This is a genomic window from Amycolatopsis sp. cmx-11-12 (genome assembly GCF_046269425.1).
In the GTDB taxonomy this organism is placed as follows: domain Bacteria; phylum Actinomycetota; class Actinomycetes; order Mycobacteriales; family Pseudonocardiaceae; genus Amycolatopsis.
This window is the reverse complement of the sequence record NZ_JADNQM010000007.1, coordinates 124655-147615: the sequence shown is the minus strand read 5'-3', so window position 1 is coordinate 147615 and position 22961 is coordinate 124655. Positions and strand designations below refer to the sequence as shown.

Genomic DNA, 22961 nt, shown 5'->3' with positions numbered 1-22961 from the left:
CCGCTTGTTTACGCCGTTCACCCACGTTAGCGTCCGGAAGATGGCGGGCAGCGGTGAACGATCGACGAAGTGGCCGGAGCATCGGGAAAGGTTACGCCGGGCGGTGGCTTTGGCGGTCGCCGTCTCACTATGCGCGACACTTTCCGCTGTGAACGCGTCCGCATCGCAGGATGACGACTGGTCCCGGGACTTCTACTGGGGCGTGGCATCGTCGGGATACCAGTCCGAAGGCAGCGCCCCGGACAGCAACTGGAAACGGTTCGTGGACCGCTCCGCGGGCAAGGACGGCGTCGACGAGTACCGGGATTCAGTCGACTTCCGGCACCGCTACGCCGACGACATCCGCCTCGCCGCCGGGCTCGGCGTCAACACCTACCGCTTCGGCGTCGAGTGGGCCCGTGTCGAACCCTCGCCAGGCAGGTGGGACGAGACCGAACTGGCCTTCTACGACGACGTGCTCCGGCAGGTCCGAGCAGCGGGCATGACCCCGATGATCACCCTCAACCACTGGGTCTACCCGGGCTGGGCACTCGATCAGGGCGGCTGGGCCGAGACACGGACAGCCGACGCGTGGCTGGAATTCAGCCGGAAGATCGTCGGGCGCTACGCCGGGCAGGACGTCCTCTGGGTGACGTTCAACGAGCCGCTCATCTTCCTCAAGAACGAACAGAAGGTCGGCGCGCTCGACCCCACGCGCTACTTCGCCGCGCAGTCCAACATCGTCCAGGCGCATCGACGGGCCTACGACCTGATCCACGAGCTCGATCCGGCCTCGAAGGTCACCAGCAACCAGGCCTACATCACCGGGGTCAACGGGATGGCCGACTGGTTCTTCCTCGACCAGGTCAAGGACAAGCTCGACTTCATCGGCATCGATTACTACTACGGCCTCAGCATCGACAACTGGACGGTGTTCGCCGCCGCGACCGACAAGTTCTGGGACGTGAAGCTCCAGCCCGAAGGCATCTATTACGCGCTGCGCAGCTACCACAACCGGTTCCCGCGCCTGCCTCTCTACATCGTCGAGAACGGCATGGCGACCGACAACGGCAAGCTGCGCGACGCCGATTACACGCGCGGGGACAACGTCCGCGACACCGTCTACTGGCTCCAGCGCGCGAAGGCCGATGGGATGAACCTGATCGGCTACAACTACTGGAGCCTCACCGACAACTACGAATGGGGCAGCTACCGCGCCCGGTTCGGACTGTACACAGTGGACGCTCTCACCGATCCCGCGCTGACCCGGCGCCCCACGGACGCCGTTCCCGCCTACCAGGATCTGGTCACGACGGGCGGCGTGCCGCAGGGCTACCGGCTCAAGCGCGGACCGGGTCACTGTTCACTCGTGGACGGGCTGAACAGCTGCCTCAACCCGGCCAAGGTGGACGGACCGCTCGCGCCCTTGAAATGACCGTCCACAAGAGACACATCAGACGGCCACCGGTTCGGGTGCCAGTTCGAGGCGCCTGCCCTCGAACGTCCGCCGCATCCGCCGGTCGTGGGTGACGACCACCAGCGCGCCGGGGTACTCCGCGAGCGCCTGTTCCATCTCCTCCACCAGATCGGGGGCGAGATGGTTCGTCGGCTCGTCGAGCAGCAGCAGGTCCGTCCTGGCCGTCACCAGCCTGGCCAACTCCAGCCTGCGGCGCTGCCCGACGGAAAGCTCCCGGACCGGTTTGTGCAGATCAACGGCGCGGAACAGACCCAGCGACAGCAGCCTCTCGGCGGCCTCCTCCTCGTCACCTTCCCCCGCGAACACCGCCAGGACGCTCCGTGAGTCGCCTGCGAGGCCGCCGTTCTGGTGCAGAAACCCGATCAGGCCCGCTCGGTCCGCCGAACCCGTCGACGGAGCCAGTTCGCCGGCGAGCACCCGCATGAGCGTGGTCTTGCCCGCCCCATTGGGACCGGTCACGAGTACTCGCTCCCCCGGCAGCACGCTGAGCGACGTCGGCAGCAGTCGTCCGGCCACCGACACGTTGTCCACCTTCACGACGTGCCGATCGGCTTCCGCCTCACCGGCGGAGATCCGCGCGGTGAACCGGAGTGGCTGCGGCGGACGCGGAACCGGGTCGGCCTCGAGCCGCTGGATCCGCTCGCGAGCCGACCGGATGCGGCTCATCGCCCCGTGCGCCCGGGACCGGGCCCTGAACGCGCCTGCCCCGCTGAAGGCCGCCGGGGCCTTGCGCGGGATCGCCGAGAACCGGTCGATGTTGACGTCCGCCAGTGCTTCGTTCCGGGCCTTCTCCTGTTTCCATTCCTCGTATTCCCGGCCCCACCGGGCCCGGGCGGCCTCCTTCGCCGCGAGGTAGCCCGCATAGCCGTTGCCGTGCCGGTGCACGGTCCGGCGGTCGGCGTCGACCTCGAGGATCGTGGTCGTGACCCGGCTGAGAAACAGCCGGTCGTGGGTGATCGCGACGAGCCTTCCGCGATGCCCGCGAAGGTGGTTCTCCAGCCAGGCGACGGCTTCGTCGTCCAGATCGTTGGTCGGCTCGTCGAGCAGCAGCAGTTCCGGTGACGCGGCCAAGGTGGCGGCGAGAGCGAGCCGGGACCGCTGCCCGCCGGACAGACTGCCCAGCGCGCGGCCGCGGTCGAGACCCGGCTGCCCGAGCCCGTGCAGGGCGACCTCCACCCTGGCGTCGGCCGCGTAACCGCCACGGGCTTCGTAGGTGGCCGTGAGGTCGCCGTACACGGCCAGGTCTTCGGCGGAATCCAGCGCCGCCTCGGCCGCCCGCAGCCGGGATTCCAGTTCCCGGATGTCGGCCAGCGCGAGGTCGATCGCGTCGCCGACCGTGGCGGTTTCGGGCAGCTCCAGCGTCTGCGGGAGATAGCCGACGCCGCCGGGCGCGGTGACGGTCACCGTGCCGTTGTCCGCCTCTTCGCGGCCTGCGATCAGCCTCAGCAGGGTGGACTTGCCCGAGCCGTTGTCGCCGATGACGCCCGCCCGCTCCCCCGGTTTGACGGTGAAGCCGACCCGGTCGAGCACGACGTGGTCATCGAAACGTTTGGTGACACCGGAGAGCACGAGTTGTGTTCCGGGATTCTGATGCGGGGTACGCATGGGGGCGTCCTCCTGATTCTCGGCACGGCCGATCGCGATCGGTCAGGGAGGTTCCGCGCACGGCGAAGGAAGAAAAGCGCACGCGGAAGGACGCGGCCCGGCGGAGCGAAGGCTCTACGCCAGGGCCGCGTCGAAGACGAGAATCACAGGTAGAAGTAGAAAATCCCCATGACGAAGACGGTAGCGGGAGAAACCGGACGGGCAAAACGAATTAAAGGTTGTGTACGGGTTCACAGAGTGGTCTGTGTCCCCCTACCGCGACAGCGGCGCCCCGGTGACCGAGAATCGAAGCCGGAGGTTTTCGCGGTCTGAGGGAATGGGGTTCCTCGTGCACGGGTCCAGCGGTCCGATCGCCCGATTCCGGCGACGGCTCTTCCCCGGTCACAACTCGCTCGCGCGCGGCTCGGACCGCTTCGAAGCCCTCCTCCTCAAGCTCGTCATCCTCGCCGCGCTCCTCGCCATCCCGGTCGCGGCCGCCGCCGGCTCGGCCAACCACGGCAGGCAGGTCGCCGCGGCCGCCTCCGACGCCGTCGGACGTCAGGCCACCACCGCGTACCTGCTGAAGTCCGCGCCCGTACGCATCGTCGACAGCGAGAGCGTCGGGACCGAAGACTCCACCACCGAGGCGACGTGGACCGACTCACGCGGCGTCCGCCACACCGGCGGCGTCCTCGCGACGCCCGGCAGCCCCGCCGGATCGCCCGTCCCGGTCTGGATCGACGCTCGCGGTGAGCTGACCGCCGCCCCGAGGACCGCGTCCACGGCCGTCTTCGATTCCGTGCTCGTCGGCCTCTGGCTGTGGTTCGCGGTGGTCGCCGGGCTCGTCCTGCTCCACCGGGTCGTCCGGCTGGTGCTGGACCGGCACCGGGCCGCGGCCTGGGAGCGCGCTTGGGCGGTCTACCCGCGTTCCGGCTCGTGGCCCTGAGTCCGGCGGCGAGGGCAAAGCGCCTCGGTTAGGGTGCCCGGATGCGCATCATGATCTCGGCGGATATGGAGGGCGCCACCGGCGTCACCTGGACCGAAGACGTCATCCCCGGTACCGAGCAGTGGCAGCGATTTCGGCGCCTGTTCACCGGCGACGTCAACGCCACCATCGCCGGCCTGTTCGACTCCGGTGCCACCGACGTACTGGTCAACGAGGCGCATTCGTCGCAGCGGAACCTCCTGCTCGAAGACCTCGACGGCCGGGCGCGGATGCTCACCGGCAGGCACAAGCCACTCTCGATGATGCAAGGCATCGACACCGGCGTCGACGGGGTCGTCTTCCTCGGCTACCACGCCGGCGCCGGGTTCGACGGCGTCCTGTCCCACACGTACCTGGAGAACCAGATCACCGGGGTGTGGCTCGACGACGTCCCCGCCAGCGAGGGCAGGCTCAACGCCGCGATGGCCGCCGAATACGGCGTTCCGGTGCTGGTCGTCTCCGGTGACGACAAGGCCTGTGACGACGCCCAGGACTACGCGCCGGAGGCCGAACTGGTCACGGTGAAGGAGTGCGTCAGCCGGTACGCCGCGATCTGCCTGCCGCCCGCCAGGACCGCCGAACTGCTGTCCTCGGCCGCGGCGGACTCGATGAACCGGGCGGGCCGGGTCGAGCGGTTCACCACTCCGCACCGGATCGAGGTCGAGTTCGACGCGAGTCATCTCGCGCAGGCCGCGGCGGTGATCCCGACGGTGGAACAGATCGGCGTGCGGCGGGTCGGCTTCGACGCGCCGGACATGACCGAAGCGATGAAGGCGTTCAAGATCGTCACGGCGATCGCGGCTGGGGCGGTGCAAGGTATCTATGGCTGAGATGGAAACGCAGGGCGAGCTTTCCGACCGGGCTACCGACACGGAACCCGCCCGGCCGCAGGCCCCGCTATCGCGGCGGCAGGGCGCTCTGGGTGAGGGCGTATCAGGCGGCGAAAAGGTACGCCCTGGCGACGCGATCGCGGACGCGGGTTCCCGAAACAACACTGAACTCGATGTTGTCGACGTTTGTTCGCGGTTGATCCGCTTCGACACCACGAACCGGGGCAACGGGGATTCCGAGGGCGAGCGCGAGGCGGCCGAGTATGTCGCCTCGCTGCTGTCCGGGCTCGGGATCGGCGCGAAGATCATCGAGTCCGCGCATCGGCGCGCGAACGTGATCGCGCGCGTCCCGGGCACCGATCCGAGCCTGCCCGCGCTGCTGGTGCAAGGGCATCTCGACGTCGTCCCGGCCGACGCCGCCGACTGGTCGGTGGACCCGTTCTCGGGCGAGGTCCGCGACGGGTTCCTCTGGGGTCGTGGCGCGGTCGACATGAAGGACTTCATCGCGATGGTCCTCGCCGCCCTCGCCACCGGTTTCCGGCCGCGGCGGGACATCGTGCTGGCGTTCGTGGCCGACGAGGAGGACAAGGGCGAGTACGGCGCGCACTGGCTCGCCGCGGAGCACCGGCACCTGTTCGAGGGTTGCGCGGCCGCGATCAGCGAGTCGGGCGCCTACAGCTACCACGTCCCCGCCGCCGACGGCCGGACCGTGCGGCTCTATCCGGTGGCGACCGCCGAACGCGGCACCGCCCACCTGCGGCTGTCCGCCAAGGGACGCGCGGGGCACGGGTCGCGGCCCAACGACGAGAACGCGGTCACCCGGCTGGTCACCGCGCTCGGCAAGATCGCCGCGCACCGCTGGCCGGTCCAGCTGACCCCGACGGTCCAGGCCTTCCTCGAACGCACCGGTGACGCGCTCGGCGTCCCAGTCGATCTGTCCGATGTGGACGGGACGATCGCGCGGCTGGGTCCCGCCGGTGCGCTGGTGGTGCCGACCGTCCGCAACAGCACGACGCCGACCATGCTCGACGCCGGGTACAAGGTGAACGTGATCCCGAGTTCGGCCGAGGCCCAGGTGGACGTCCGCGTCCTCCCCGGTACCGAGCCCGACCTGTTCGCGGAGCTCGACGCGATGCTCGGCGAAGGCGTCACCCGCGAGTTCGTCGCACACCAGCCGCCGGTCCAGGCGCCGGTGGACTCGCCGTGGTTCGACGCGATGGCGAACGCGCTGCGCTCGGAGGACCCCGAAGCCGTCGTGGTCCCCTACTGCATGGGTGGCGGAACGGACGCGAAGGCGTTCAGCCCGCTCGGGATCGACTGCTACGGCTTCGCGCCGCTGTGGCTGCCGGAAGGCTTCCCCTACCGCGCGATGGCGCACGGTGTCGACGAACGCGTCCCGGTCGAGGGCCTGCGGTTCGGCACGCGCGTGCTGCGGCACTTCCTGGCGAACTGCTGAGAGAGACTGAGAGCGAGTGGTCGGGGTTGTCGTAAGTACATGATGGCCCCCTTCCTTGCGCCTAGGTACAGGAAGGGGGCCATCATGTACTGGGGAAGGTGTGAAGGCCGCTGAACTCCTCCATTAGGACCTAGCCGACGCCGGTTCCGGCTCTGTACGGTCGAGAATCCGGACGCGAGAAAGCGCTTTCTCGCGTCAAGGTGTCCGCTTGCACAGAGTGGTGGGGGCGTATGTCCGGACTCAGATCGTGCGCGTTGGCCATGCTTTCCGCGGTTCTCGTGACGGGGTTGTTCTCCCCCGCCGCGCGGGCCGACGACCAGATCCTCGATCCACTGCCGACACCAGCGGTGTCTGGTCTCGGCCTGGAACTGAAGGAAGTCGCGCAACTGCCGCGATCCGAGCCGGTGCCGCCGCCGACCGACAGCAGGCTCAAGCGCTGGAATCGCGTCAACCACCTCGGCGAGGTCCCCGGCCACCCCGGGCGGCTTTACGTTCCCGACCTCAACGGCAAGCTCCACTTCCTCCAGAACGGGCGGCAGCACGTCTATCTCGACGTCGGCGCCGCCGTCGGCCCGGACTTCTTCACCCATCGCGGGCTCGGCAGCGGGTTCGGGTTCGTCGCTTTCCACCCCCGGTTCGCCGAGAACGGCCGGTTCTACACGATCCACACCGAGGCCTTCGGCGCGCTGACCTCGAAGATCCCCGATCTCGCCTATCCGGAAACGCAGTCGGCGCAAGGCGTGCTCACCGAATGGACGGCGAAGAACCCCGCGGCGGACGTCTTCGACGGCGAACGCCGTGAGGTCTTGCGGCTCGGGTTCGAGGGGACGCTGCACGGCATCCAGGAGATCGGGTTCAACCCGTACGCGCGTGCCTTCGACGAAGACCACGATCTGCTGTACCTGGCCGTCGGCGACGGCGGGGTCGGTACCAAGAACTCGGTTCCCCAGGATCTGGCGTGGCCGCAAGGCAAACTGCTGCGGATCGATCCGCGCGGCACGGACTCGGCGAACGGGAAGTACGGCATCCCGCGCACGAATCCCTTCGTGGGCAAGGACGGCGCGCTCGGCGAGGTGTATGCCTCCGGCCTGCGCGACCCGTACCGCTTCAGCTGGGACCCGGCGGGCTGGAAGCATCGGATGTTCCTGGGGCACATCGGCGAGAAGGTCGTCGAATCGGTCTACGAGGTCACGCCCGGGGCGAACTTCGGCTGGAGCGAACGAGAAGGGCCGTTCAGCTACCGGCGGGGCGACGCGAGCTGCGGGGTCTTCCCGCTGCCGCCGGACGACGCGAAGTACGGCTATTCCTATCCGGTGGCCGCGTTCGACCACAACCGGCTGCCGGACGTGCGGCCGTGCGCCGACAGCGGGACGGCGTTGATCGGCGGGTTCGTCTATCGCGGACACCGGCTCGACGGGCTCAATGGCAAGTACGTCTTCGGCGAGGGTGTCAGCGGCAAGGTGCTCTACACCGACGTGCGGGACATGAAGCGCGGCGGCCCGCTGCCCAAGGTCAACGAGCTGATGCTGTACGACGAGGCGGGCAAGCGGGTCACCATGCGGGAGATCGCCGGGCACGCCCGGGTCGATCTGCGGTTCGGCCAAGACCGGGCGGGTGAGCTGTACCTGCTGGCGAAGGCCAACGGGAAGATCTGGAAGGTCACCGGGACCCGGTGGTTCGCGGACTGCCACACCGGCTCTACCCGGGTCTCGCATGCCATGGGCGCGAAGGATTGGGCGCCGGTGACACCCGCCAAGTGGCGCTTCCCCGGGCGTGAGGTCGTCCTCGCGGAGGCGGGCGAAGCGCGACCCGGACCACGCAGGCCGTTCGAGTACGCGGTGCTGCGCAAAGGACCCGAGTTCGGTTCGGTGCGCATCGACGCCGAGGTCCGGCTGGACACCCCTGTCGAGATCACCAACCGGGATGTCGTCCTCGTCTTCGGCTACCAGTCCGACACGCGGTTCTATTACGCGCATCTGTCCACGGACAACAAGATCTACCCGCACAACGGGATCTTCGCGGTGAACGACGCGGACCGGCTGCGGATCGACGACCAGTGGGACGAACCACGTTCGGTCGGTGCGCTGCCCGCGATCACGGACGCCCGCTGGCACGACGTCCGGGTGAAGCACTGCGCGGGCACCGGTGAGATCGCGGTCTACGTCGACGGCTCCGACGCGCCGCTGATGACCGCCGTGGACACGACGTTCACATCCGGCCGGGTCGGCTTCGGGTCGTTCGACAACGTCGGCCGGGTGCGCGACCTGACCGTCACCGGGGAACGCCGATGAGGAGGGCCTTGGCGTTGCCGCTGGCTGTTCTGCTCGGAATTTCGCTCGCTGTCCCGGTCGCGGCCGCTCCCCGTCCGGGCGGCGTCTTCCCGACGTTGAGCCGGAACCTCGTCGCGTTCTACGACTTCGAGCATCCGGTCCCCGGGCGGCCTGAGCAGGAGGCGGACCAGGGCCGGTCCGGCACCGAGATCACGCTGGTCAACGGCGGCGCGCGGATGCGGGTGCCCGACGGTGTCTCGGGCCGGAACGCTTTGCAGGTCAAGCAGGTGAACCCGGGCCGGAAAGGCACCGACGACTGGAAAGCGGGCCTGTACTCGGCAGGCGGGGTACCGACGCTCAGGGCGTTCAACGGGGCCAGGACGGCGACGGTCATGGGCTGGGTCAAGATGACCGGCGAGAACCCGAGTCCCAATCCCGGTTCGTCCACACCGGGCGCACGCTACGGCGCTGTCGGGCTGGTGGGCCTGCTGTCAGGCGACTCCGACGGCCACGCCGTCCGCGCGTTGCTCGAACTGATCACTGTGGACGGCGAGTTGCGTCTGGTCGCGCTGGGCAGGCGAGTCGACGGCGCCGCGTCGCAGACCTTCGCGGCCAAAGAGGACTGGCGGAAGCTACTGCCGCAGAACGAATGGGTATTCCTCGCGGCGGTGTACGACTACGACAACGGCACGATGGCGTTGTACCGAAACGGAAGACCCATCGACGGGTTCTACGCCGACCAGCGTGATCCCTGGGCCGTCGTGGGCGAGCCCGAACCCGACCTGACATCCGCGACCGACCCGCGGGGCATCAAGATCGGCGGCAGTTTCCCCCAGAACACGCGGGAGGGGAACCCGTGCGATTGCCGTCTGGACGACCTGATGTTCCTCGACCGGGCCGTGCATCCGCTGGAGATCCTGCTCCAGTACCACTGGGCACGGCGCTAGGCCGTTTCATCCGAATTTCATGAAGGCGCCTTAGCGTCGGCGGCGTGAGACCTTTGACTTCGCGCGTCCGGACGGGCGTGCTCCTGATCGGCCTCGGCACGGCACTATCGGCGTGCCGAGGCGGCCTCCCGGTATTGCATTCCGGCCCTCCGCCCACGTCGTACTCCGCTCCCCCGACCCAGACCGTGACCGTGACGCCCTCGGAACCGACCTCGTCGCCGACCTCGTCGGCCGCTCCAGGTCTCGAGCCCGCGGCGATCGACCGGGTGTTCCAGGTCTACATGAACGGGCTGGCCAATCACGACATGACCGCGTTGCGCAGCGGCACCTGCCCGCGCCTGCGCGAGACGCTGCTGGGGTTCGAGCTCCATGGACATTACGTCGAGCGCTGGGAGATGCTGCCGTACTCCGTCCCGTCCGGACAGGAGTTCGTGACCGTGCAGGCCAAGATCACGCAGCGCAGCGCACGGAACGGCAAGCTGGCGGGCGACGTGGTCTACTCCTGGTACGTCGAGCGGAACGAGGACACGAACTACTACGTTTGCGGGTGGCTGGACTACGAGTGAGCCCGGGAGGCGTCCGGTGAACGAAGTCGCGCGACTCGCGCGGGAGGAACGGGCCGATTTCGCCGCGTTCCTGCGAACTCTGTCACCCGCGCACTGGGACGCTCCGACGTTGTGTTCGGAGTGGACGGTCCGGGAAGTGGTCACCCATGTCGTCGACTACGACGCCTTGGGCTACCGCGATCTGCTCCGCCAGGCCGTCCGAGGCGGGCTGCGACTCGACCGGATGAACGCGCTCGGCGTCGAACGGAAACCCGATCGGACACCGGAAGAGCTGATCGCGAGGATCGACGAGCATCTCGAACCGCGGGGTCTGACCGCCGCTTTCGGCGGTCGGGTGGCACTGCTCGACGGGCTCATCCACCAGCAGGACATCCGGCGTCCGCTGGGTCTTCCGCGCGAGGTGCCGTCCGATCGGCTGCGCCACGCCTTGGCGTTCGCGCGCTTCGCCCCGCCGATCAAGGCCGGTTGGCGGACGCGCGGGCTCCGGCTCGTCGCGACGGACCTCGACTGGTCGGCCGGAACCGGGCCGGAGGTCCAAGGCCCCGGTGAGGCACTCCTGATGGCGATCGCCGGACGGGACGCGGCTCTCGGCGAGGTCTCCGGTCCTGGCGCGGCGATCCTCGCTTCCAGGATGGGTGCCCGCGGGGTCAGTTAGGAAAAGCGCCCGAAAGCACGGTGAACGCGGAGTCCAGCCGCTCACGGTGGTCCGGCAGGTCCTCTCCGGCGAGTCGGCGCAGGACCGTGGTCACGATGACCGTGCGATACGCGGCGACGAACTGTTCACCGTTCCCGGCGCGACCGACCACATGATCGCGCTCTCCTCCGGGATCATGCAGCGCTACGACGTGGCCGACGCGGAAGTTGCTCCACACCGCGGTCCAGCGCTGGGTCGGCGCCTGAAGCCCTCGGTCCGCGAGGGCCCCGTGTCACGTGGTCCTCCGGCACGTGTGCTTGGAACCGGATCATCCGTGCTCGGGGCCGGATATCGCGTGTCTGCGGCCGGATGACATACGGCAGGCGAGTTCGGTCTCCAATCACGCGTGTTCCGCCCCTGAGCACGCATGATCCGCTTTTCTTGACGCAGCCGGGCCGGACGTCCAGTGCCGAAGCATCGCCACCGTCACACCGCCGTGATCACCCGGTCGGGCCTGGTGTCCGTAGAATCCGGTGACGATGCGACGTTTCCGGTGGTGGTGGGGTGCTCTCGCGCTCACGTTCGTGGTGGTTCTTGTCGGGTTCATTGCCTTTACCGGGTCGGAAAGCCGCCCAGGGCAGCCGTCCCCGCGCCAGGGCCCACCGGGGACGGGGCCGCTGACGGTCGTCTCCATCGGCGACAGCACCGTTTCCGGCGAGGGCGCGGGTGACTACAGGCCCCCGACCAACGGGCAGGGTGGCAACTGGTGCCACCGCTCCCCCAACGCCTTCGTGGAGCAGGTCAAGATCCCCGACGTCACCGCGCGCGTGAATCTCGCGTGTTCCGGGGCGCCTTCGGAGCAGATCGCGCTCGGCGAGGCGAAGCAGTGGACCGAGCCTTCGCAGGCTCAGCAGCTCGCGAACCTGATCAAGGATCACCGGGTCGCGGCGGTGGTGATCGCGGTCGGCGCGAACGACGAGCCGAAGTTCTCCGCGCAGGTCAACGAGTGCTTCAAGGCATGGTTCTCGCCGCAGAATCCGCCGTGCAGCGAAGCACTTCGCACCACCTGGAAGTCCAAAGTGGACGCCATGGTGCCGAAGGTGACCAACGCCGTCGCCGACGTCAAGAAGGTGCTGGCGCAGGCCGGTTACGTCCCGGCGGACTACCAGCTCGTGCTGATGTCGTACGCCTCGCCTGTCGGCCCTCAGATCCCGGAGGCGCTGCGCAGCCTCAATGGCTGCCCGTTCCGCACCGAGGATCTGGAGTGGATGCGGCGCGACGGCGTGTCCGTCCTGTCGGACGGGCTCAAGCAGGCGTCGAGGGCGACCAGCGCGCGGTTCCTCGACCTGTCGCGAGCGGGCGCCGGCCGCGAGGCGTGTAGCAGTGACCCGGCGAACGAGTGGTTCAGCAGGCTGACGCTGCAACTACGCGACCTCGGCCAGGTGGACCGTGCGAGCCACGCGCTACAGGAGTCGTTCCACCCCAACGCGAACGGGCACGCTCAGATCGCGAACTGTCTCAACGAGTTCCTCGCCGCACGCGGCGGTAACGCGTCGTGCCTCTCCGGGCCCGACGGCAAACTGCACGCCGCGCCCGAAGTGATCGCCCGCTAAAGGTCGAGTGCGGCACGCAACGCGATGTCGATGCGCTCCTGGACCTCTTGGTCGATCTCCGCGATCCTCTCGTCGAACCACGGCCGGTACAGGCGCGTGAGATTCAGCGTGGAGACCCAGTAGCGCGCGTCGACGGCGACACCGAGGATGTCCTGTGGATCACGGTCGAGCAGTTCGGTGCCGAGCAGCCACGGCCGCTCGGATTCGTTCACCCCGTCCGAGGACAGCAGCACGACGGTGCGCTGCCGTGCCGGTTCGGTCGGGGGGTGGTACGTCCAGACTTCACCCCTGTGCACGCAGATCCTTCTCCGCGGCGGTCAGCTCGGCCTCGTCCGATTCGGCGGACGGTGTGACCGGAGCGCGCTGCGGGGTGTACCCGGTGCGGACGGCTTCCCTGCGGGCTGCCTTGGACAACCACGACGAGACCGAGATCCCGTGTGCCTTGGCGGCCCGCTCGGCGAACTCGAGCGCACCGCTGTCGAGTGAAAGAGTGACCTTACGTGTTGCCATACCTTTTATCGTACCAGCGTCGCGCAAGTCCAGCCGTTTTCTGGGAACCCGGTGCTCAGAGAGTCGGCGAGCGACCTTCGAACGGCGTCGACAGCACCACCGTGGTCCGGGTCGAGACCTTGGCGGACTCGCGGATCCGGCGGAGCAGATCCTCCAGCCCGAGAGGCGAAGCCACCCGGACCAGGAGGATGTACGACTCGTCCCCGGCGACCGAGTAGCAGGACTCGATCTCCTTGATGTGCTCGAGACGCTGCGGATAGTCGTCCGGGGCGGCGGGATCGTTCGGGGTCAGCGAGATCAGCGCCGTGAGCGGGAGGCCGATCTGCTCGCCGTCGAGCCGCGCGGTGTACCCGAGGATCACGCCGCGCTGCTCCAGCCGCCGCACCCGCTGGTGCACCGCCGACACCGAGAGTCCGACCCGCTCGGCGAGATCGGTGAAACTACGCCGCCCATCAGCCGCCAGTTCACCCACGATCGCCTGGTCCAGCGGCTCCAGAGAACCGGTCATGCGTCGAGCACGATCAGGTCGTGCGGACGCTGGTTGACCGATTCGACGCCGTCCTCGGTGACCACGACGATGTCCTCGATGCGGGCGCCCCAGCGACCCGGCTGGTAGATGCCGGGCTCGACGCTGAAGGCCATGCCCGGCTCGAGCGGCAGCGCGTTGCCCTTGATGATGTAGGGCTCCTCGTGCACGTCGAGGCCGATGCCGTGGCCGGTGCGGTGGATGAAGAACTCGCCATAGCCCGCGCCGTCGATGATGTCGCGCGCGGCGGCGTCGATCTGCTCGGCGGTGACACCCGGGCGGACGGCCTCGACCGCGGCGCGCTGGGCGCGTTGCAGGACCGCGTACGTCTCGGCGACGTCGGAGTCGCGCGGTTCGCCGACCGCGTAGGTGCGGGTGGAGTCGGAGTTGTAGCCCTCGGCGATCGGGCCGCCGATGTCGACCACGACGACGTCGCCGCGTTCGATGACCCGCTCGGAGACGTCGTGGTGCGGGCTGGCGCCGTTGGGGCCCGAGCCGACGATCACGAAGTCCGCGTGGGTGTGGCCCTCTTCGACGATCGCGGCGGTGATGTCCGCGCCGACCTCGGCCTCGGTCCGGCCCGGCCGCAGCCACTCGTGGACCCGGGCGTGAACACGGTCGATGGCCGCGCCGGCGTCGCGCAGCGCCTGGATCTCGGCCGCGTCCTTGCGCATCCGCAGTTCGCGCACGATCGGACCGGCGAGCGTCTGGTCGGCGTCGCCGAGCGCGCCGCGGAAGGCGAGCACGTGCAGTGCCGGGGTGAAGTCGCTGACCGCGACACGGCCGGCCTTGCCCAACCTGTCGGCGACCAGTTCGTACGCGTTGTCGCCGTCGACCCAGGTGATGACCTCGATGCCGAGTTCCTCGGCCGGGACGTCGGCGTAGCCGGGAGCCTCCAGCTTCGGCAGCACCAGCGCCGGGACGCCGTCAGCCGGGATCACGAGAGTGGTCAGCCGCTCGAACGAGCCCCCGGCCTGTCCGATCAGGTAGCGCAGGTCCGAGCCGGGCGCGATCAGCAGGGCGTCGGTGTCAGCGGCGGCAGCCGCGGCACGGGCCCGGTCGAGGCGGGCGCGGAGGCTGGCGACGTCGGGGGCTGGGTTGTGAAGGGAACGGCGCGACATGACGTCGAGCCTAGTCGGTCCGCGACCCTTGGCTCGCCAGCCGGTCACCCCCGATCGGGGCGGGGTCGTCGAGCCCCCGCCAGACCGGGAAGATCGCGGGGAAGGTGGTGGCGATCAGGTACAGACCACCGAACGTCGCGAGTGCGCCGACGAGTCCGACTCCGTCCAGCAGCAGCCCCGCCGCCATCGAGCCGAGCGGCATCGCGGCGAGCACTCCGCCGATGAGGAGGCTGAACACCCGACCGCGGACGGCTTCGGGCACCCGTTCGTAGACCACCGGCAGCACAATCGGGTTGAGCGCGCCCGCCCCGATCCCGGCGACAGCCAGTCCCGCGAGCAGGACGACCGGCGCGGGTTCCAACGCCAGGAGTGCGAACCTCGGCGCGCCTTCGATGGCGACGGCGACGAGGATCGCCGAGCGGCGCGAGAACCGGTGACCGATCCAGCCGTAGAGCGCCGAACCCAGCAGTCCCCCGACCGCGACGGCGGTGATCATCGCGCCGATGAGGGCGGTGCTGTGCAGGACCTGATCGCCATACGCCGGATACAGAACGCCGAGCAGGCCGAAATCGAGGCTGTTGGTGAGCATCAACATGCCGACCATCGCCCGCAGCACCCGGTCGCGTTTGAGGTATCCGAGTCCCTCGCGCAGTTGCTTGAGGTAGCCGTCCGAGGACGCCCGTGGCGGACCGGCCGCGGCGGGGATCAGGCTGAACACCAGCGCCGCGGACACCAGGAGCGCCCCGGCGTCGACGGCCAGCACCGGCACGGGTCCGATCAAGGCGATGAGCGCGCCCGCCGCGGGGCCGCCCACCATTCGGCCGGTCCTCATAGCTGCCTCGACGGCACTGGCGCCGCGACTGGGCCGGATTCCGCTGAGTTCGACGACGCCCGCGAGCAGGACCTGCTTCGCGGTGTCCGCTGGCCCACGGGACACGCCCATCACGAACGACAACGCGATCAGTCCCGGCAGGCTGAGCCCCGTCGTGCTCACGGCGAGCGGGACCAGCAGGACCGTGACGGTGGTCAGCAGGTCCGCGCCGACGCTGGCCCGGCGCGCGCCGACCCGGTCCACGATCGGCCCGCCCAGCAGCGCGGCGACCATCAGGCCCAGCACTTCGGCCGCGGTGACGAGGCCGGTCTTCGTACCGCTGCCGGTGCTCTGCAGGACGTACCAGGGAATCGCGATCAGCGTCATCATCACCCCGGCCGAGGAGATCCCCGAAGCCGCGACCAGGGCCCCCAGTGGCAGTCTGCTCATGGCTGTTCCGTCCGCGATCGTCTCGGGAAGGCCGCCCAGTGGACGCGGACCTGGGTGTCGCCTTCCTTCTTAGGACGGCGGTAGCGGTCGATCACCGCCATGATCTCGTCGCTCATCGCCGCGGCCTCATCAGGCGTCAGCGGGAGTGGCGAGTCGTGAAAGCTGGCCTTGTCGATCCACTCGTCGCCCCAGTCCCGCACCTCGGCGACGAACTGCGCTTCGGCGGCGTAGCGCTGCTCGATCAGCGTGCGCACGTAGGCGCTGAAAGGGCCTGCGAGATCTGGGTCGTCGATGAAGTCCTCGGCGTGCATTTGATCCCCGTCGTGCACGGCCTTCCACCACCGGTCGCGCCTGCTGCCGCGTTCGGCGTCGTCCGTGATCAGGCCGCATTCGGCCAGCTGCCGCAGATGCCAGCTGGTGGTCCCTGAACTCTCTCCCACCCGCTTCGCCAGCCCGGACGCCGTCGCCGGGCCGTCCTCTCGCAACAGTTCCAGAATCCTGACCCGCAGCGGATGCGACAACGCTCGCAGAAGGCGGCCGTCGATCCGCGCGAGATACCTATCGCCCTTCCCCATGCCGTCGACCCTACAACCGCAGAGACTTCTCTGCAAAGAGTTCTCTGCGATTGAGCGCCCAGATTCCAGCGAATCCAGAGTTTGACCTCTAGCAAGGTTCAGGTTTTACGGTTTGCGTCATGACAACTGAGACGCCCTACAACCTCGCCGTGGTGATCAGCAGCGTCCGCGAAGGACGCTTCGCTCCCGTGGTCGCGAACTGGTTCCTCGATCGCGCCAAACAACGCGAAGACGTCAACCTGTCCGTCATCGATCTGGCCGAATCCCCCGACGGGCTCTCCTCCGGCGTCGCCGCCGCGGACGCCGTCGTCGTGATCGTCCCCGAGTACAACCACAGCTACCCCGGCCCGCTCAAGACCGCCCTCGACAACACCGGCCGCGAATGGCACGGGAAGCCGGTCGCCTTCGTCTCTTACGGCGGGATCTCCGGCGGCCTGCGCGCGGTCGAGCACCTGCGCCCGGTCTTCGCCGAACTTCACGCCATGACGATCCGCGAGACCGTGAGCTTCCCCTACGCCTGGAACAACTTCGGGTCCGACGGTGAACACCTGGACGCCGACGGCGCCGATCTCGCGGCCACCACACAGCTGAACCAGCTGGGCTGGTGGGCACAGGCCCTGCGCGACGCACGTCAGGCGCGGCCCTACGCCGCCTGACCGGTGTCCGTGGAGGACTCGGCTGGGGGTCGGGTCCTTCACGGACATTCGGGCCGGAACGTGGCAGGCTGTCCGCGTGACCGGACCTCTCGCCCTCCTTGATTCCGCGAGCCTCTACTTCCGCTCGTTCTACGCACTGCCCGAGTCGATGACCGCCCCGGACGGGACGCCGGTCAACGCCGTACGCGGCTTCACCGACACCGTCGCGCGGATCCTCGTCGACCGGCGGCCCGCCCGGCTCGTGGCGTGCCTGGACGCGGACTGGCGGCCGAAGTTCCGCACCGATCTGCTGCCCAGCTACAAGGCGCACCGCGTGGCCGAAGAAGTCCCGGAGGGCGGCGACGTCGAAGAGGTGCCGGACACGCTCACCCCGCAGGTGCCGATCATCCTGGAACTGCTGGAGGCCTTCGGGCTCGCGACGGCCGAGGCGGCCGGATACGAGGCCGACGACGTCATCGGCGCGCTCGCGATCCGCGAGAAGAAGTCACCGGTCGAGGTCATCACCGGCGACCGTGACCTGTTCCAGCTGGTCCGCCACGAGCCGACGTCCACGGTCGTCATCTACGTCGGCAAGGGCTGGAACAAGGCCGAGATCCTCGGCCCGGACGAGCTTGCCGAGAAGTACGGGATCCCGGCGGGGAACGCCGGCCCTGGATACGCCGATATGGCCGCGCTGCGCGGGGACCCGTCGGACGGGTTGCCCGGCGTGGCCGGGATCGGCGAGAAGACCGCGGCGAAACTGATCACGCAGTTCGGTTCGCTACAGGAACTCATCGAGGCGTCCAACGCCGGCGACTCGCGCGTGCCGCTCAAGACGCGGCTGCGGCTCACCGACGCCGCCGACTATCTCGCGGTCGCGCCGACCGTCGTCCGGGTCGCCGCCGACGCGCCGGTCGAGCAGTCCCGGCCGGACACCGTGCCGTCCGAGCCAGCCGATCCGGACAAGGTCGCGGAACTGGCGGAGCGCTGGAATCTCGGCCGTTCGGTGGAGCGTCTGCTGGCCGCGCTCCCCAAGTCGTGAGCAACACCGAGACCGACCCGGCCGAACTGCTGTGCCGGGACCGGCCGGGAGACGGCGTCACCGTGCTGACCCCGCGCGAGGTCCCGCTCGGTGGGCCGCGTGCGATCCGCGTCCGCCGGACGCTTCCGCAACGGCAGCGATCCCTGATCGGCGCGTGGTGTTTCGCCGACCACTACGGACCGCAGGACGTGTCGGAGTCCGGCGGGATGGACGTCGCGCCGCATCCGCACACCGGCCTCCAGACCGCGAGCTGGCTGTTCAGCGGCGAGATCGAGCACCGCGACAGCATCGGCACGAGTGCCATGGTCCGGCCCGGTGAACTCAACCTGATGACGGCGGGACACGGCATCGCGCATTCGGAAGTGTCCACACCGGACACTTCGACGCTGCACGGCGTCCAGCTGTGGATCGCGTTGCCGGGCGAACACCGCGACACCGGACGGGATTTCCGGCACTACGCGCCACCGCTGCTCCAACTGGACGGCGCCACCGCACGGGTCTTCCTCGGCAGCCTCGCCGGGACCACGTCACCGGTCCCGGCGTTCACTCCCCTGCTGGGCGCCGAACTCACCGTGGCGCCGGAGGCGACCGTGCGCCTCGACGTCGACCCGACCTTCGAACACGGTGTCCTCCAGGACATCGGCTCCGTCACCGTCGCCGGAACCGCGCTGGGCACCGGGGAACTCGCCTACCTCGCCCCCGGTCCCGGGCGGCTGGAACTGGCCAACCACGGCGGCGAAGCGGCCCGGGTGCTCCTCCTCGGCGGGACCCCGTTCACCGAGGAACTCGTCATGTGGTGGAACTTCGTCGGCCGAAGCCACGAAGAGATCGCCGAGTACCGCGAGGCGTGGCAGGCACAGGCGGATCGGTTCGGCCGAGTGGAGGGCTACCAGGGCACCACGGCGTGGTTGCCCGCACCCACGCTGCCGCAGGTGCGGATCAAACCGCGTCGCAACCCGGCCTAGTGTCGTGCACCGGAAGTTCTGCGTCGGATCAAACCCCGCACTCGCGTGCTCGGAGCCGTATCTCGCGTGCTCAGAGGCGGATCTCGCGAGTTCGGCCTCCAAGCACGCGAGTCACGGCTCTGAGCACGCGAGTTCGGCGAACGGAGTCACCGTGCCTGCCGCGTACTTACGACACGAACATCGGACTCAGGACACTAGAAGAACGTTCCGCACCACGGGGCACGCACGGTGTGGAACAACGAGTCGGCACGGGCGACCGCCGCCTCGTTCAGCACCTCGACGCGGCCTGCCGTCACCAGGTCGCTGAACAGGCCGTGGCCGAGGTACCGCGACGCCAAGGTGTCGACGTCCAACCGCAGATCAGCCTCGGCGGTGGTGCGATCCACGCCGCCCGGGCCGACGGCGTAGCGGCCGTTGTTGTCCGGAAGCTGCCTGTCGAGCACTTCCAGCACCACGGCTTCGGCGGTTCCGTAGGTGCGGGCCTGGAGCGCGGCGAGCACGTCGACGAGTCGCACCCACAGATCGTCGATGACCTCGGTGGTGTTCACCGCACGCGGGTCGGTGAGCAGTTCGGCGATCGGCTCGTCCATCGGGCGGCCTCGTCCGGCGACGGCCGAGACCAGGTCGATCGACAGCAGGAAGCGCCACAACCCCGCCCACGCCCTCGGTGTCGCGGCGTGCAGTTCACGGATGTCGAGCAGCGCACCACGCTCCGGCGCCTGCCGGTCGCGCATGTCGATGGTCTGGTAAACGACGAAGCCGTCCTCGCCGTCCGGTCCACTGTGGACGGCGACGCGGTAGCCGTCGTTCCCGGTGACGACCCGGTCGAAGAAGCCCGGCCACCACATTTCCGGGCGGGCGGCGAAGCCTGGTCGTTCGCCCGCGAATCGGCGATACAGGGCGGGAACGCGCTCGACCGCCTCGGCCGGGGTGAGGAATCGGACCACGCCGTCGCGCCCCGAACCGTCACGGAGCTTGGCTCGGGGTCGCTCGATGTGAACGCCCTTCCCATAGGTGGCCGCACCGTAGCCGAAGCGGCCGTAGATGACGCCTTCCGAAGCGTGCAACGCGGCGAGCGGGACCCCGCGCGCGGCGATGTCCTCCAACTGGGTGGCCATCATCGCGGTGAGGATCCCGCGCCGGGTCCAGTCCGCGCGGACACCGACCCCGTCGACGGCGGCGGTCGCGAGCTTCCGTCCACCTGGGACGGTGAGTTCGGTGTCGAAGGAGCTGGCGATCCCCACCGGGGTGCCGTGGTCGTCGAACGCGGCGAACTTCCCGGCCGCGGGCCAGGTCGGAGCCATCTTGGCCCAGGCTTCGTCCGAGATCGGCTTGGCGTGCAAGGCCTGTTCGAGCAGTTCGAGACAGGCTCGCTGTTCACCTTCGGCCACGGCACGTACGTGGAATTCGCTCATGGCAGCGATCCTGCCGCCCGAAACCGGAGAATCCCAACCGGTTTTCAGCCGGGTGCGCCGACTTCGTAGCGGCCGTCCTCGCCGGTGACGGTGATCGTGACGGTCTTGCCCTCTCCGCCGACCTGGACGGTGCAGCTGAACGTGCTGCCGTCCTTGACCGTCTGGTTCGCCGGACAGAGCACGTCACCGACGTCGCGGAGCTGGTAGGTCTCGGTGAGGACCTTCTTCACGTCCGCCTGCATGGTCCTGGGGTCGAAGACTCTGCCCGGAGCGCTGGAGGAGGACGAGCCGCCCGACGTGCTGGTGGTGACCGACGTGCTCGTCGTCGGCGGGACCGTGACGGTCTTCGTCGCCGGCGCGGGTGCCGGCGTGTCCGAACACGCCGACAGCACCGCGAAAGCGGCACAGCACAGACCGACCGTCGCGACGGCTCGCCTGCTCAAGCTTCTCCACCCCCGGAAACGTGATCTTCCAACGTCAGAAGAAGGTACCGCACCAGGGGTTCACCCGCGTGCCGAACAGCAGGTCCGCTCGCTCCAACGCGGACTCGCCGGTCGCGCGGACACGTCCCGCGGTCGCGAGATCCGACGCGCGCCAGCCACCCAGATACAGCATCGACAGAGTATCGGCGTCCAGTCCGAGGTCCGCCGGGTCGGTCGTGCGGGCCGCGCCTTCCTCGGAAAGGCGATAGCGGCCGGAGTTGTGCTCCAGGAAGGGATCGTTCACCTCGATGACGACCGATTCACCGTGGTACGTCCGGGCGTCGAGCATCGCGGCGACGTCGACCAAGCGGAGCCAGCCCTCGTCCTGGGTCTTCTGCACCGCCGCGTGGCGCGGGTCGGTGAACAGCAACTCGATGGGTTCGTCGAGCGGCCGCTTCTCGGCGGTGATGCGGTCGACCAGATCCACGGACAGCAAGTAGCGCCACAGCCCGGCGAACGCGTCGGGACTCGCGTAATGGAAGGACTGGATCTTCATCAGCGTCTGGGCGCCGAGATGGGGCCGCTCGACGGTGTACGTGACATAGCCGTCGACCCCATCCGGGCCGCGGTGCACCGCTGTCGAGATCGGAGCGGTCGCCTTGCGCGCCTCCCGCTCGTAGCCCGGCCACAAGTACGGGCTGCGAGCGATCATCCCCGGCCGCGTGCGCGGGAGCGCGTCGAAGAGCGACGGCCACTGCTCGATGGTGCTTTCCAGATCCAGCAAGGAGATCTGCCCACCGGCCGGGACCTCGGGGCGGAACCGGGCACGGTTCCTGTCGACCTCGATCGACTTGCCCCGCGCGGCGACGCCGTAGCCGAACCGGCCGTAGATCGCGCCTTCGGACGCGTGCAGCATCGCCGCGGGAAAGCCGCGGGCGGCGAAATCCTCGAACTGGGCACGCATCAACGCCGTCAGCACGCCGCGGCGGGTGCGGTCGGCGCGGACGCCGACGAGGCTGACCGCGGCGAGCGGCGTGGTGCCGCCGCCGGGCAGCGTCACTTCCGAGTCGAACGACCGCACGGTGCCGATCAGTTCCGGATCGAACGCGCCCAAACCACGGTCCGGCTGGCACGACGCGGCGGCGGCCGACCATTCCTCGTCGGTCATCTCCTTGACATGCAAGGCCCGCCTGAACAGATCCAACGCCGCCCGGTCTTCGTCGGACCGGAGCGGCCGTACTGAGAAGTCGCTCATGAGACGATCATGCAGGATCGACCGCCCCGGGCGCCCCCCGTTTACTTGGTGGTGGCGGGTGGCGAGACCTCGTAGTTGCCGGTCTCACCCTTGACGGTGATCGGCACCTCCTGCGGCTTGCCCTCGATCGTGGCGGTGCAGGTGAACTTCACACCGTCCTTGACCTCCTGGCCCGCGGGGCAGGTGACCGCGCTGATCTCCTTGATCCCGTAGGTCTCGGTGAGCAGCTTCTGCACGTCGGTCTGCATCTGGGTGTTGTTGAAGACCTGGGTGTTGAACCAGCCCGGCGTGACGAACCCGAGGATGCCGACCGCGGCGATGATCACCACGAGCGCGCCGATCCCGATGAACAGGCCCTTCTTGGACTTCGGCTTGTCCTGCGCCTCACCCTGGGTGCCCGCGAACTGACCCTGGCCGTACTCGTACTGGCCCTGCTGCTGCGGCTGCCCGTACTGCGGCTGCTGCTGCGGGCCGCTCTGCGGGTAGCCGGGCTGCTGCTGGGGTCCGCTCTGCGGATAGCCCGGCTGCTGACCGTACTGCGGCGGCTGCTGGCCCCACTGCGGCTGCTGTTGCTGCGTCTGGGAGGGGTCGTAGCCGGGCTGCTGACCGGTCTGCGGATACCCGGGCTGCTGCTGGGACGGGTCGTAGGGCGCGGGCTGCTGGCCCCACTGGGGCTGCTGCTGCGACGGGTCGTGCTGCGGCTGCTGACCCCATTGCGGTTGCTGCTGCGGGCCGCTCGGCGGTTGAGCGCCGCCTGGCTGTTGCCCGTAGCCCGGCTGCTGCCCCCATTGGGGCTGCTGCTGCGGGTCGTTGCCGCCATACGGCGTGCTCATCGTTCGCCTCCGCCTGTTCCGCCATCGTCACCGGCCGGTATTGCCTGGCCGTCGTGGGCG

Annotated in this window: 24 protein-coding genes; 12 read left to right on the top strand and 12 right to left on the bottom strand. The window is 69.0% G+C overall.

The genetic code is table 11. The features are described 5' to 3' along the window. Positions 1 to 148 precede the first annotated feature (148 nt). Positions 149 to 1414 (top strand): family 1 glycosylhydrolase, encoded by a 1266-nt coding sequence (locus tag ACLARN_RS12055; protein ID WP_409491425.1) that lies wholly within the window; start codon positions 149 to 151, stop codon positions 1412 to 1414. Positions 1415 to 1432: 18 nt separating this feature from the next. Here ACLARN_RS12055 and abc-f read toward each other — a convergent pair whose 3' ends face one another. Next, on the bottom strand, positions 1433 to 3061 hold the full coding sequence (abc-f, locus tag ACLARN_RS12050) for a ribosomal protection-like ABC-F family protein (RefSeq protein WP_409491424.1): 1629 nt from the start codon (positions 3059 to 3061) through the stop codon (positions 1433 to 1435). A 328-nt stretch (positions 3062 to 3389) separates the two neighbouring features. Here abc-f and ACLARN_RS12045 point away from each other — a divergent pair, with 328 nt between their 5' ends. From ACLARN_RS12045 to ACLARN_RS12015, 7 genes are all read left to right on the top strand, one after another. Next, positions 3390 to 3986, top strand: a complete 597-nt coding sequence (locus ACLARN_RS12045) for a hypothetical protein (protein ID WP_409491423.1) — start codon at positions 3390 to 3392, stop codon at positions 3984 to 3986. Positions 3987 to 4027: 41 nt separating this feature from the next. Further along, positions 4028 to 4855: a M55 family metallopeptidase gene (locus ACLARN_RS12040; protein ID WP_034306700.1), complete on the top strand. Its 828-nt coding sequence runs from the start codon at positions 4028 to 4030 to the stop codon at positions 4853 to 4855. Next, positions 4848 to 6311 (top strand): M20/M25/M40 family metallo-hydrolase, encoded by a 1464-nt coding sequence (locus ACLARN_RS12035; protein WP_409491422.1) that lies wholly within the window; start codon positions 4848 to 4850, stop codon positions 6309 to 6311. The genes ACLARN_RS12040 and ACLARN_RS12035 overlap by 8 nt, the downstream gene beginning before the upstream one ends. 230 nt (positions 6312 to 6541) lie before the next feature. Further along, positions 6542 to 8602, top strand: a complete 2061-nt coding sequence (locus ACLARN_RS12030; protein ID WP_409491421.1) for a PQQ-dependent sugar dehydrogenase — start codon at positions 6542 to 6544, stop codon at positions 8600 to 8602. Next, complete coding sequence (locus tag ACLARN_RS12025; RefSeq protein WP_409491420.1) at positions 8599 to 9528, top strand: hypothetical protein; 930 nt, start codon at positions 8599 to 8601, stop codon at positions 9526 to 9528. The genes ACLARN_RS12030 and ACLARN_RS12025 overlap by 4 nt, the downstream gene beginning before the upstream one ends. A gap of 44 nt (positions 9529 to 9572) precedes the next feature. After that, positions 9573 to 10094: a hypothetical protein gene (locus ACLARN_RS12020; protein ID WP_409491419.1), complete on the top strand. Its 522-nt coding sequence runs from the start codon at positions 9573 to 9575 to the stop codon at positions 10092 to 10094. Between the two features lie 16 nt (positions 10095 to 10110). Next, positions 10111 to 10749 carry a maleylpyruvate isomerase family mycothiol-dependent enzyme gene (locus ACLARN_RS12015; protein ID WP_409491418.1) on the top strand — a complete coding sequence of 213 codons (639 nt, stop codon included), beginning with the start codon at positions 10111 to 10113 and terminating at the stop codon, positions 10747 to 10749. Here ACLARN_RS12015 and ACLARN_RS12010 read toward each other — a convergent pair. Then, positions 10742 to 10900, bottom strand: coding sequence for a hypothetical protein (locus ACLARN_RS12010; RefSeq protein WP_409491417.1), 159 nt, complete (start codon positions 10898 to 10900; stop codon positions 10742 to 10744). The two genes, ACLARN_RS12015 and ACLARN_RS12010, sit on opposite strands and share 8 nt — an antisense overlap. A gap of 367 nt (positions 10901 to 11267) precedes the next feature. Here ACLARN_RS12010 and ACLARN_RS12005 point away from each other — a divergent pair, with 367 nt between their 5' ends. Continuing rightward, positions 11268 to 12341, top strand: a complete 1074-nt coding sequence (locus ACLARN_RS12005; protein ID WP_409491593.1) for a GDSL-type esterase/lipase family protein — start codon at positions 11268 to 11270, stop codon at positions 12339 to 12341. On the opposite strand, the gene ACLARN_RS12000 is transcribed toward ACLARN_RS12005, so the two are convergent. From ACLARN_RS12000 to ACLARN_RS11975, 6 genes are read right to left on the bottom strand one after another with little or no spacing between them, the layout of a single operon-like run. Then, positions 12338 to 12637, bottom strand: coding sequence for a hypothetical protein (locus tag ACLARN_RS12000; protein WP_409491416.1), 300 nt, complete (start codon positions 12635 to 12637; stop codon positions 12338 to 12340). The two genes, ACLARN_RS12005 and ACLARN_RS12000, sit on opposite strands and share 4 nt — an antisense overlap. Continuing rightward, positions 12624 to 12851, bottom strand: coding sequence for a hypothetical protein (locus tag ACLARN_RS11995; RefSeq protein ID WP_409491415.1), 228 nt, complete (start codon positions 12849 to 12851; stop codon positions 12624 to 12626). Before ACLARN_RS11995 ends, ACLARN_RS12000 begins: the two co-directional genes overlap by 14 nt. A 55-nt stretch (positions 12852 to 12906) precedes the next feature. Next, a complete protein-coding gene (locus tag ACLARN_RS11990) occupies positions 12907 to 13359 on the bottom strand; it encodes an Lrp/AsnC family transcriptional regulator (protein WP_007035424.1) in 453 nt (150 codons plus the stop codon). Beyond that, positions 13356 to 14498: a M24 family metallopeptidase gene (locus ACLARN_RS11985; RefSeq protein WP_409491414.1), complete on the bottom strand. Its 1143-nt coding sequence runs from the start codon at positions 14496 to 14498 to the stop codon at positions 13356 to 13358. The genes ACLARN_RS11990 and ACLARN_RS11985 overlap by 4 nt, the downstream gene beginning before the upstream one ends. 10 nt (positions 14499 to 14508) lie before the next feature. Continuing rightward, positions 14509 to 15759, bottom strand: a complete 1251-nt coding sequence (locus tag ACLARN_RS11980) for an MFS transporter (protein ID WP_409491413.1) — start codon at positions 15757 to 15759, stop codon at positions 14509 to 14511. Beyond that, a complete protein-coding gene (locus ACLARN_RS11975; RefSeq protein ID WP_409491412.1) occupies positions 15756 to 16334 on the bottom strand; it encodes an ArsR/SmtB family transcription factor in 579 nt (192 codons plus the stop codon). Before ACLARN_RS11975 ends, ACLARN_RS11980 begins: the two co-directional genes overlap by 4 nt. Positions 16335 to 16453: 119 nt before the next feature. On the opposite strand from ACLARN_RS11975, the gene ACLARN_RS11970 reads away from it, so the two are divergent. The 3 genes from ACLARN_RS11970 to ACLARN_RS11960 all read left to right on the top strand — a co-directional run bounded on the left by ACLARN_RS11970 (position 16454) and on the right by ACLARN_RS11960 (position 18976). Further along, the gene (locus tag ACLARN_RS11970; RefSeq protein ID WP_409491411.1) at positions 16454 to 16990 is read left to right on the top strand and encodes an NADPH-dependent FMN reductase; all 537 of its coding nucleotides are present in this window, start codon (positions 16454 to 16456) and stop codon (positions 16988 to 16990) included. Positions 16991 to 17066: 76 nt separating this feature from the next. After that, complete coding sequence (locus tag ACLARN_RS11965; RefSeq protein WP_409491410.1) at positions 17067 to 18011, top strand: 5'-3' exonuclease H3TH domain-containing protein; 945 nt, start codon at positions 17067 to 17069, stop codon at positions 18009 to 18011. Continuing rightward, the gene (locus tag ACLARN_RS11960; RefSeq protein WP_409491409.1) at positions 18008 to 18976 is read left to right on the top strand and encodes a pirin family protein; all 969 of its coding nucleotides are present in this window, start codon (positions 18008 to 18010) and stop codon (positions 18974 to 18976) included. The genes ACLARN_RS11965 and ACLARN_RS11960 overlap by 4 nt, the downstream gene beginning before the upstream one ends. 194 nt (positions 18977 to 19170) lie before the next feature. Here the strand turns inward: ACLARN_RS11960 and ACLARN_RS11955 are convergent, their stop codons facing one another. Genes ACLARN_RS11955 through ACLARN_RS11940 form a run of 4 tightly spaced genes read right to left on the bottom strand, consistent with a single transcriptional unit; the run spans position 19171 to position 22901 of the window. Then, the gene (locus tag ACLARN_RS11955) at positions 19171 to 20391 is read right to left on the bottom strand and encodes a GNAT family N-acetyltransferase (protein WP_409491408.1); all 1221 of its coding nucleotides are present in this window, start codon (positions 20389 to 20391) and stop codon (positions 19171 to 19173) included. A 44-nt stretch (positions 20392 to 20435) separates the two neighbouring features. Next, positions 20436 to 20834 (bottom strand): DUF4333 domain-containing protein, encoded by a 399-nt coding sequence (locus ACLARN_RS11950; RefSeq protein WP_409491407.1) that lies wholly within the window; start codon positions 20832 to 20834, stop codon positions 20436 to 20438. Between the two features lie 34 nt (positions 20835 to 20868). Then, positions 20869 to 22068 (bottom strand): GNAT family N-acetyltransferase, encoded by a 1200-nt coding sequence (locus tag ACLARN_RS11945; protein ID WP_409491406.1) that lies wholly within the window; start codon positions 22066 to 22068, stop codon positions 20869 to 20871. 41 nt (positions 22069 to 22109) lie between these two features. Continuing rightward, entirely contained in the window at positions 22110 to 22901 is a 792-nt protein-coding gene (locus ACLARN_RS11940) for a DUF4333 domain-containing protein (RefSeq protein ID WP_409491405.1), read from the bottom strand. Positions 22902 to 22961 lie beyond the last annotated feature (60 nt).

Excerpts from the sequence above, each read along its gene's own strand:
- abc-f (WP_409491424.1), bottom strand. The coding sequence starts at position 3,061 with ATGCGTACCCCGCATCAGAATCCCGGAACACAACTCGTGCTCTCCGGT.
- ACLARN_RS12040 (WP_034306700.1), top strand. The coding sequence starts at position 4,028 with ATGCGCATCATGATCTCGGCGGATATGGAGGGCGCCACCGGCGTCACC.
- ACLARN_RS12035 (WP_409491422.1), top strand. The coding sequence starts at position 4,848 with ATGGCTGAGATGGAAACGCAGGGCGAGCTTTCCGACCGGGCTACCGAC.
- ACLARN_RS12030 (WP_409491421.1), top strand. The coding sequence starts at position 6,542 with ATGTCCGGACTCAGATCGTGCGCGTTGGCCATGCTTTCCGCGGTTCTC.
- ACLARN_RS12025 (WP_409491420.1), top strand. The coding sequence starts at position 8,599 with ATGAGGAGGGCCTTGGCGTTGCCGCTGGCTGTTCTGCTCGGAATTTCG.
- ACLARN_RS12005 (WP_409491593.1), top strand. The coding sequence starts at position 11,268 with ATGCGACGTTTCCGGTGGTGGTGGGGTGCTCTCGCGCTCACGTTCGTG.
- ACLARN_RS11995 (WP_409491415.1), bottom strand. The coding sequence starts at position 12,851 with ATGGCAACACGTAAGGTCACTCTTTCACTCGACAGCGGTGCGCTCGAG.
- ACLARN_RS11990 (WP_007035424.1), bottom strand. The coding sequence starts at position 13,359 with ATGACCGGTTCTCTGGAGCCGCTGGACCAGGCGATCGTGGGTGAACTG.
- ACLARN_RS11985 (WP_409491414.1), bottom strand. The coding sequence starts at position 14,498 with ATGTCGCGCCGTTCCCTTCACAACCCAGCCCCCGACGTCGCCAGCCTC.
- ACLARN_RS11980 (WP_409491413.1), bottom strand. The coding sequence starts at position 15,759 with ATGAGCAGACTGCCACTGGGGGCCCTGGTCGCGGCTTCGGGGATCTCC.
- ACLARN_RS11975 (WP_409491412.1), bottom strand. The coding sequence starts at position 16,334 with ATGGGGAAGGGCGATAGGTATCTCGCGCGGATCGACGGCCGCCTTCTG.
- ACLARN_RS11970 (WP_409491411.1), top strand. The coding sequence starts at position 16,454 with ATGACAACTGAGACGCCCTACAACCTCGCCGTGGTGATCAGCAGCGTC.
- ACLARN_RS11955 (WP_409491408.1), bottom strand. The coding sequence starts at position 20,391 with ATGAGCGAATTCCACGTACGTGCCGTGGCCGAAGGTGAACAGCGAGCC.
- ACLARN_RS11945 (WP_409491406.1), bottom strand. The coding sequence starts at position 22,068 with ATGAGCGACTTCTCAGTACGGCCGCTCCGGTCCGACGAAGACCGGGCG.
- ACLARN_RS11940 (WP_409491405.1), bottom strand. The coding sequence starts at position 22,901 with ATGAGCACGCCGTATGGCGGCAACGACCCGCAGCAGCAGCCCCAATGG.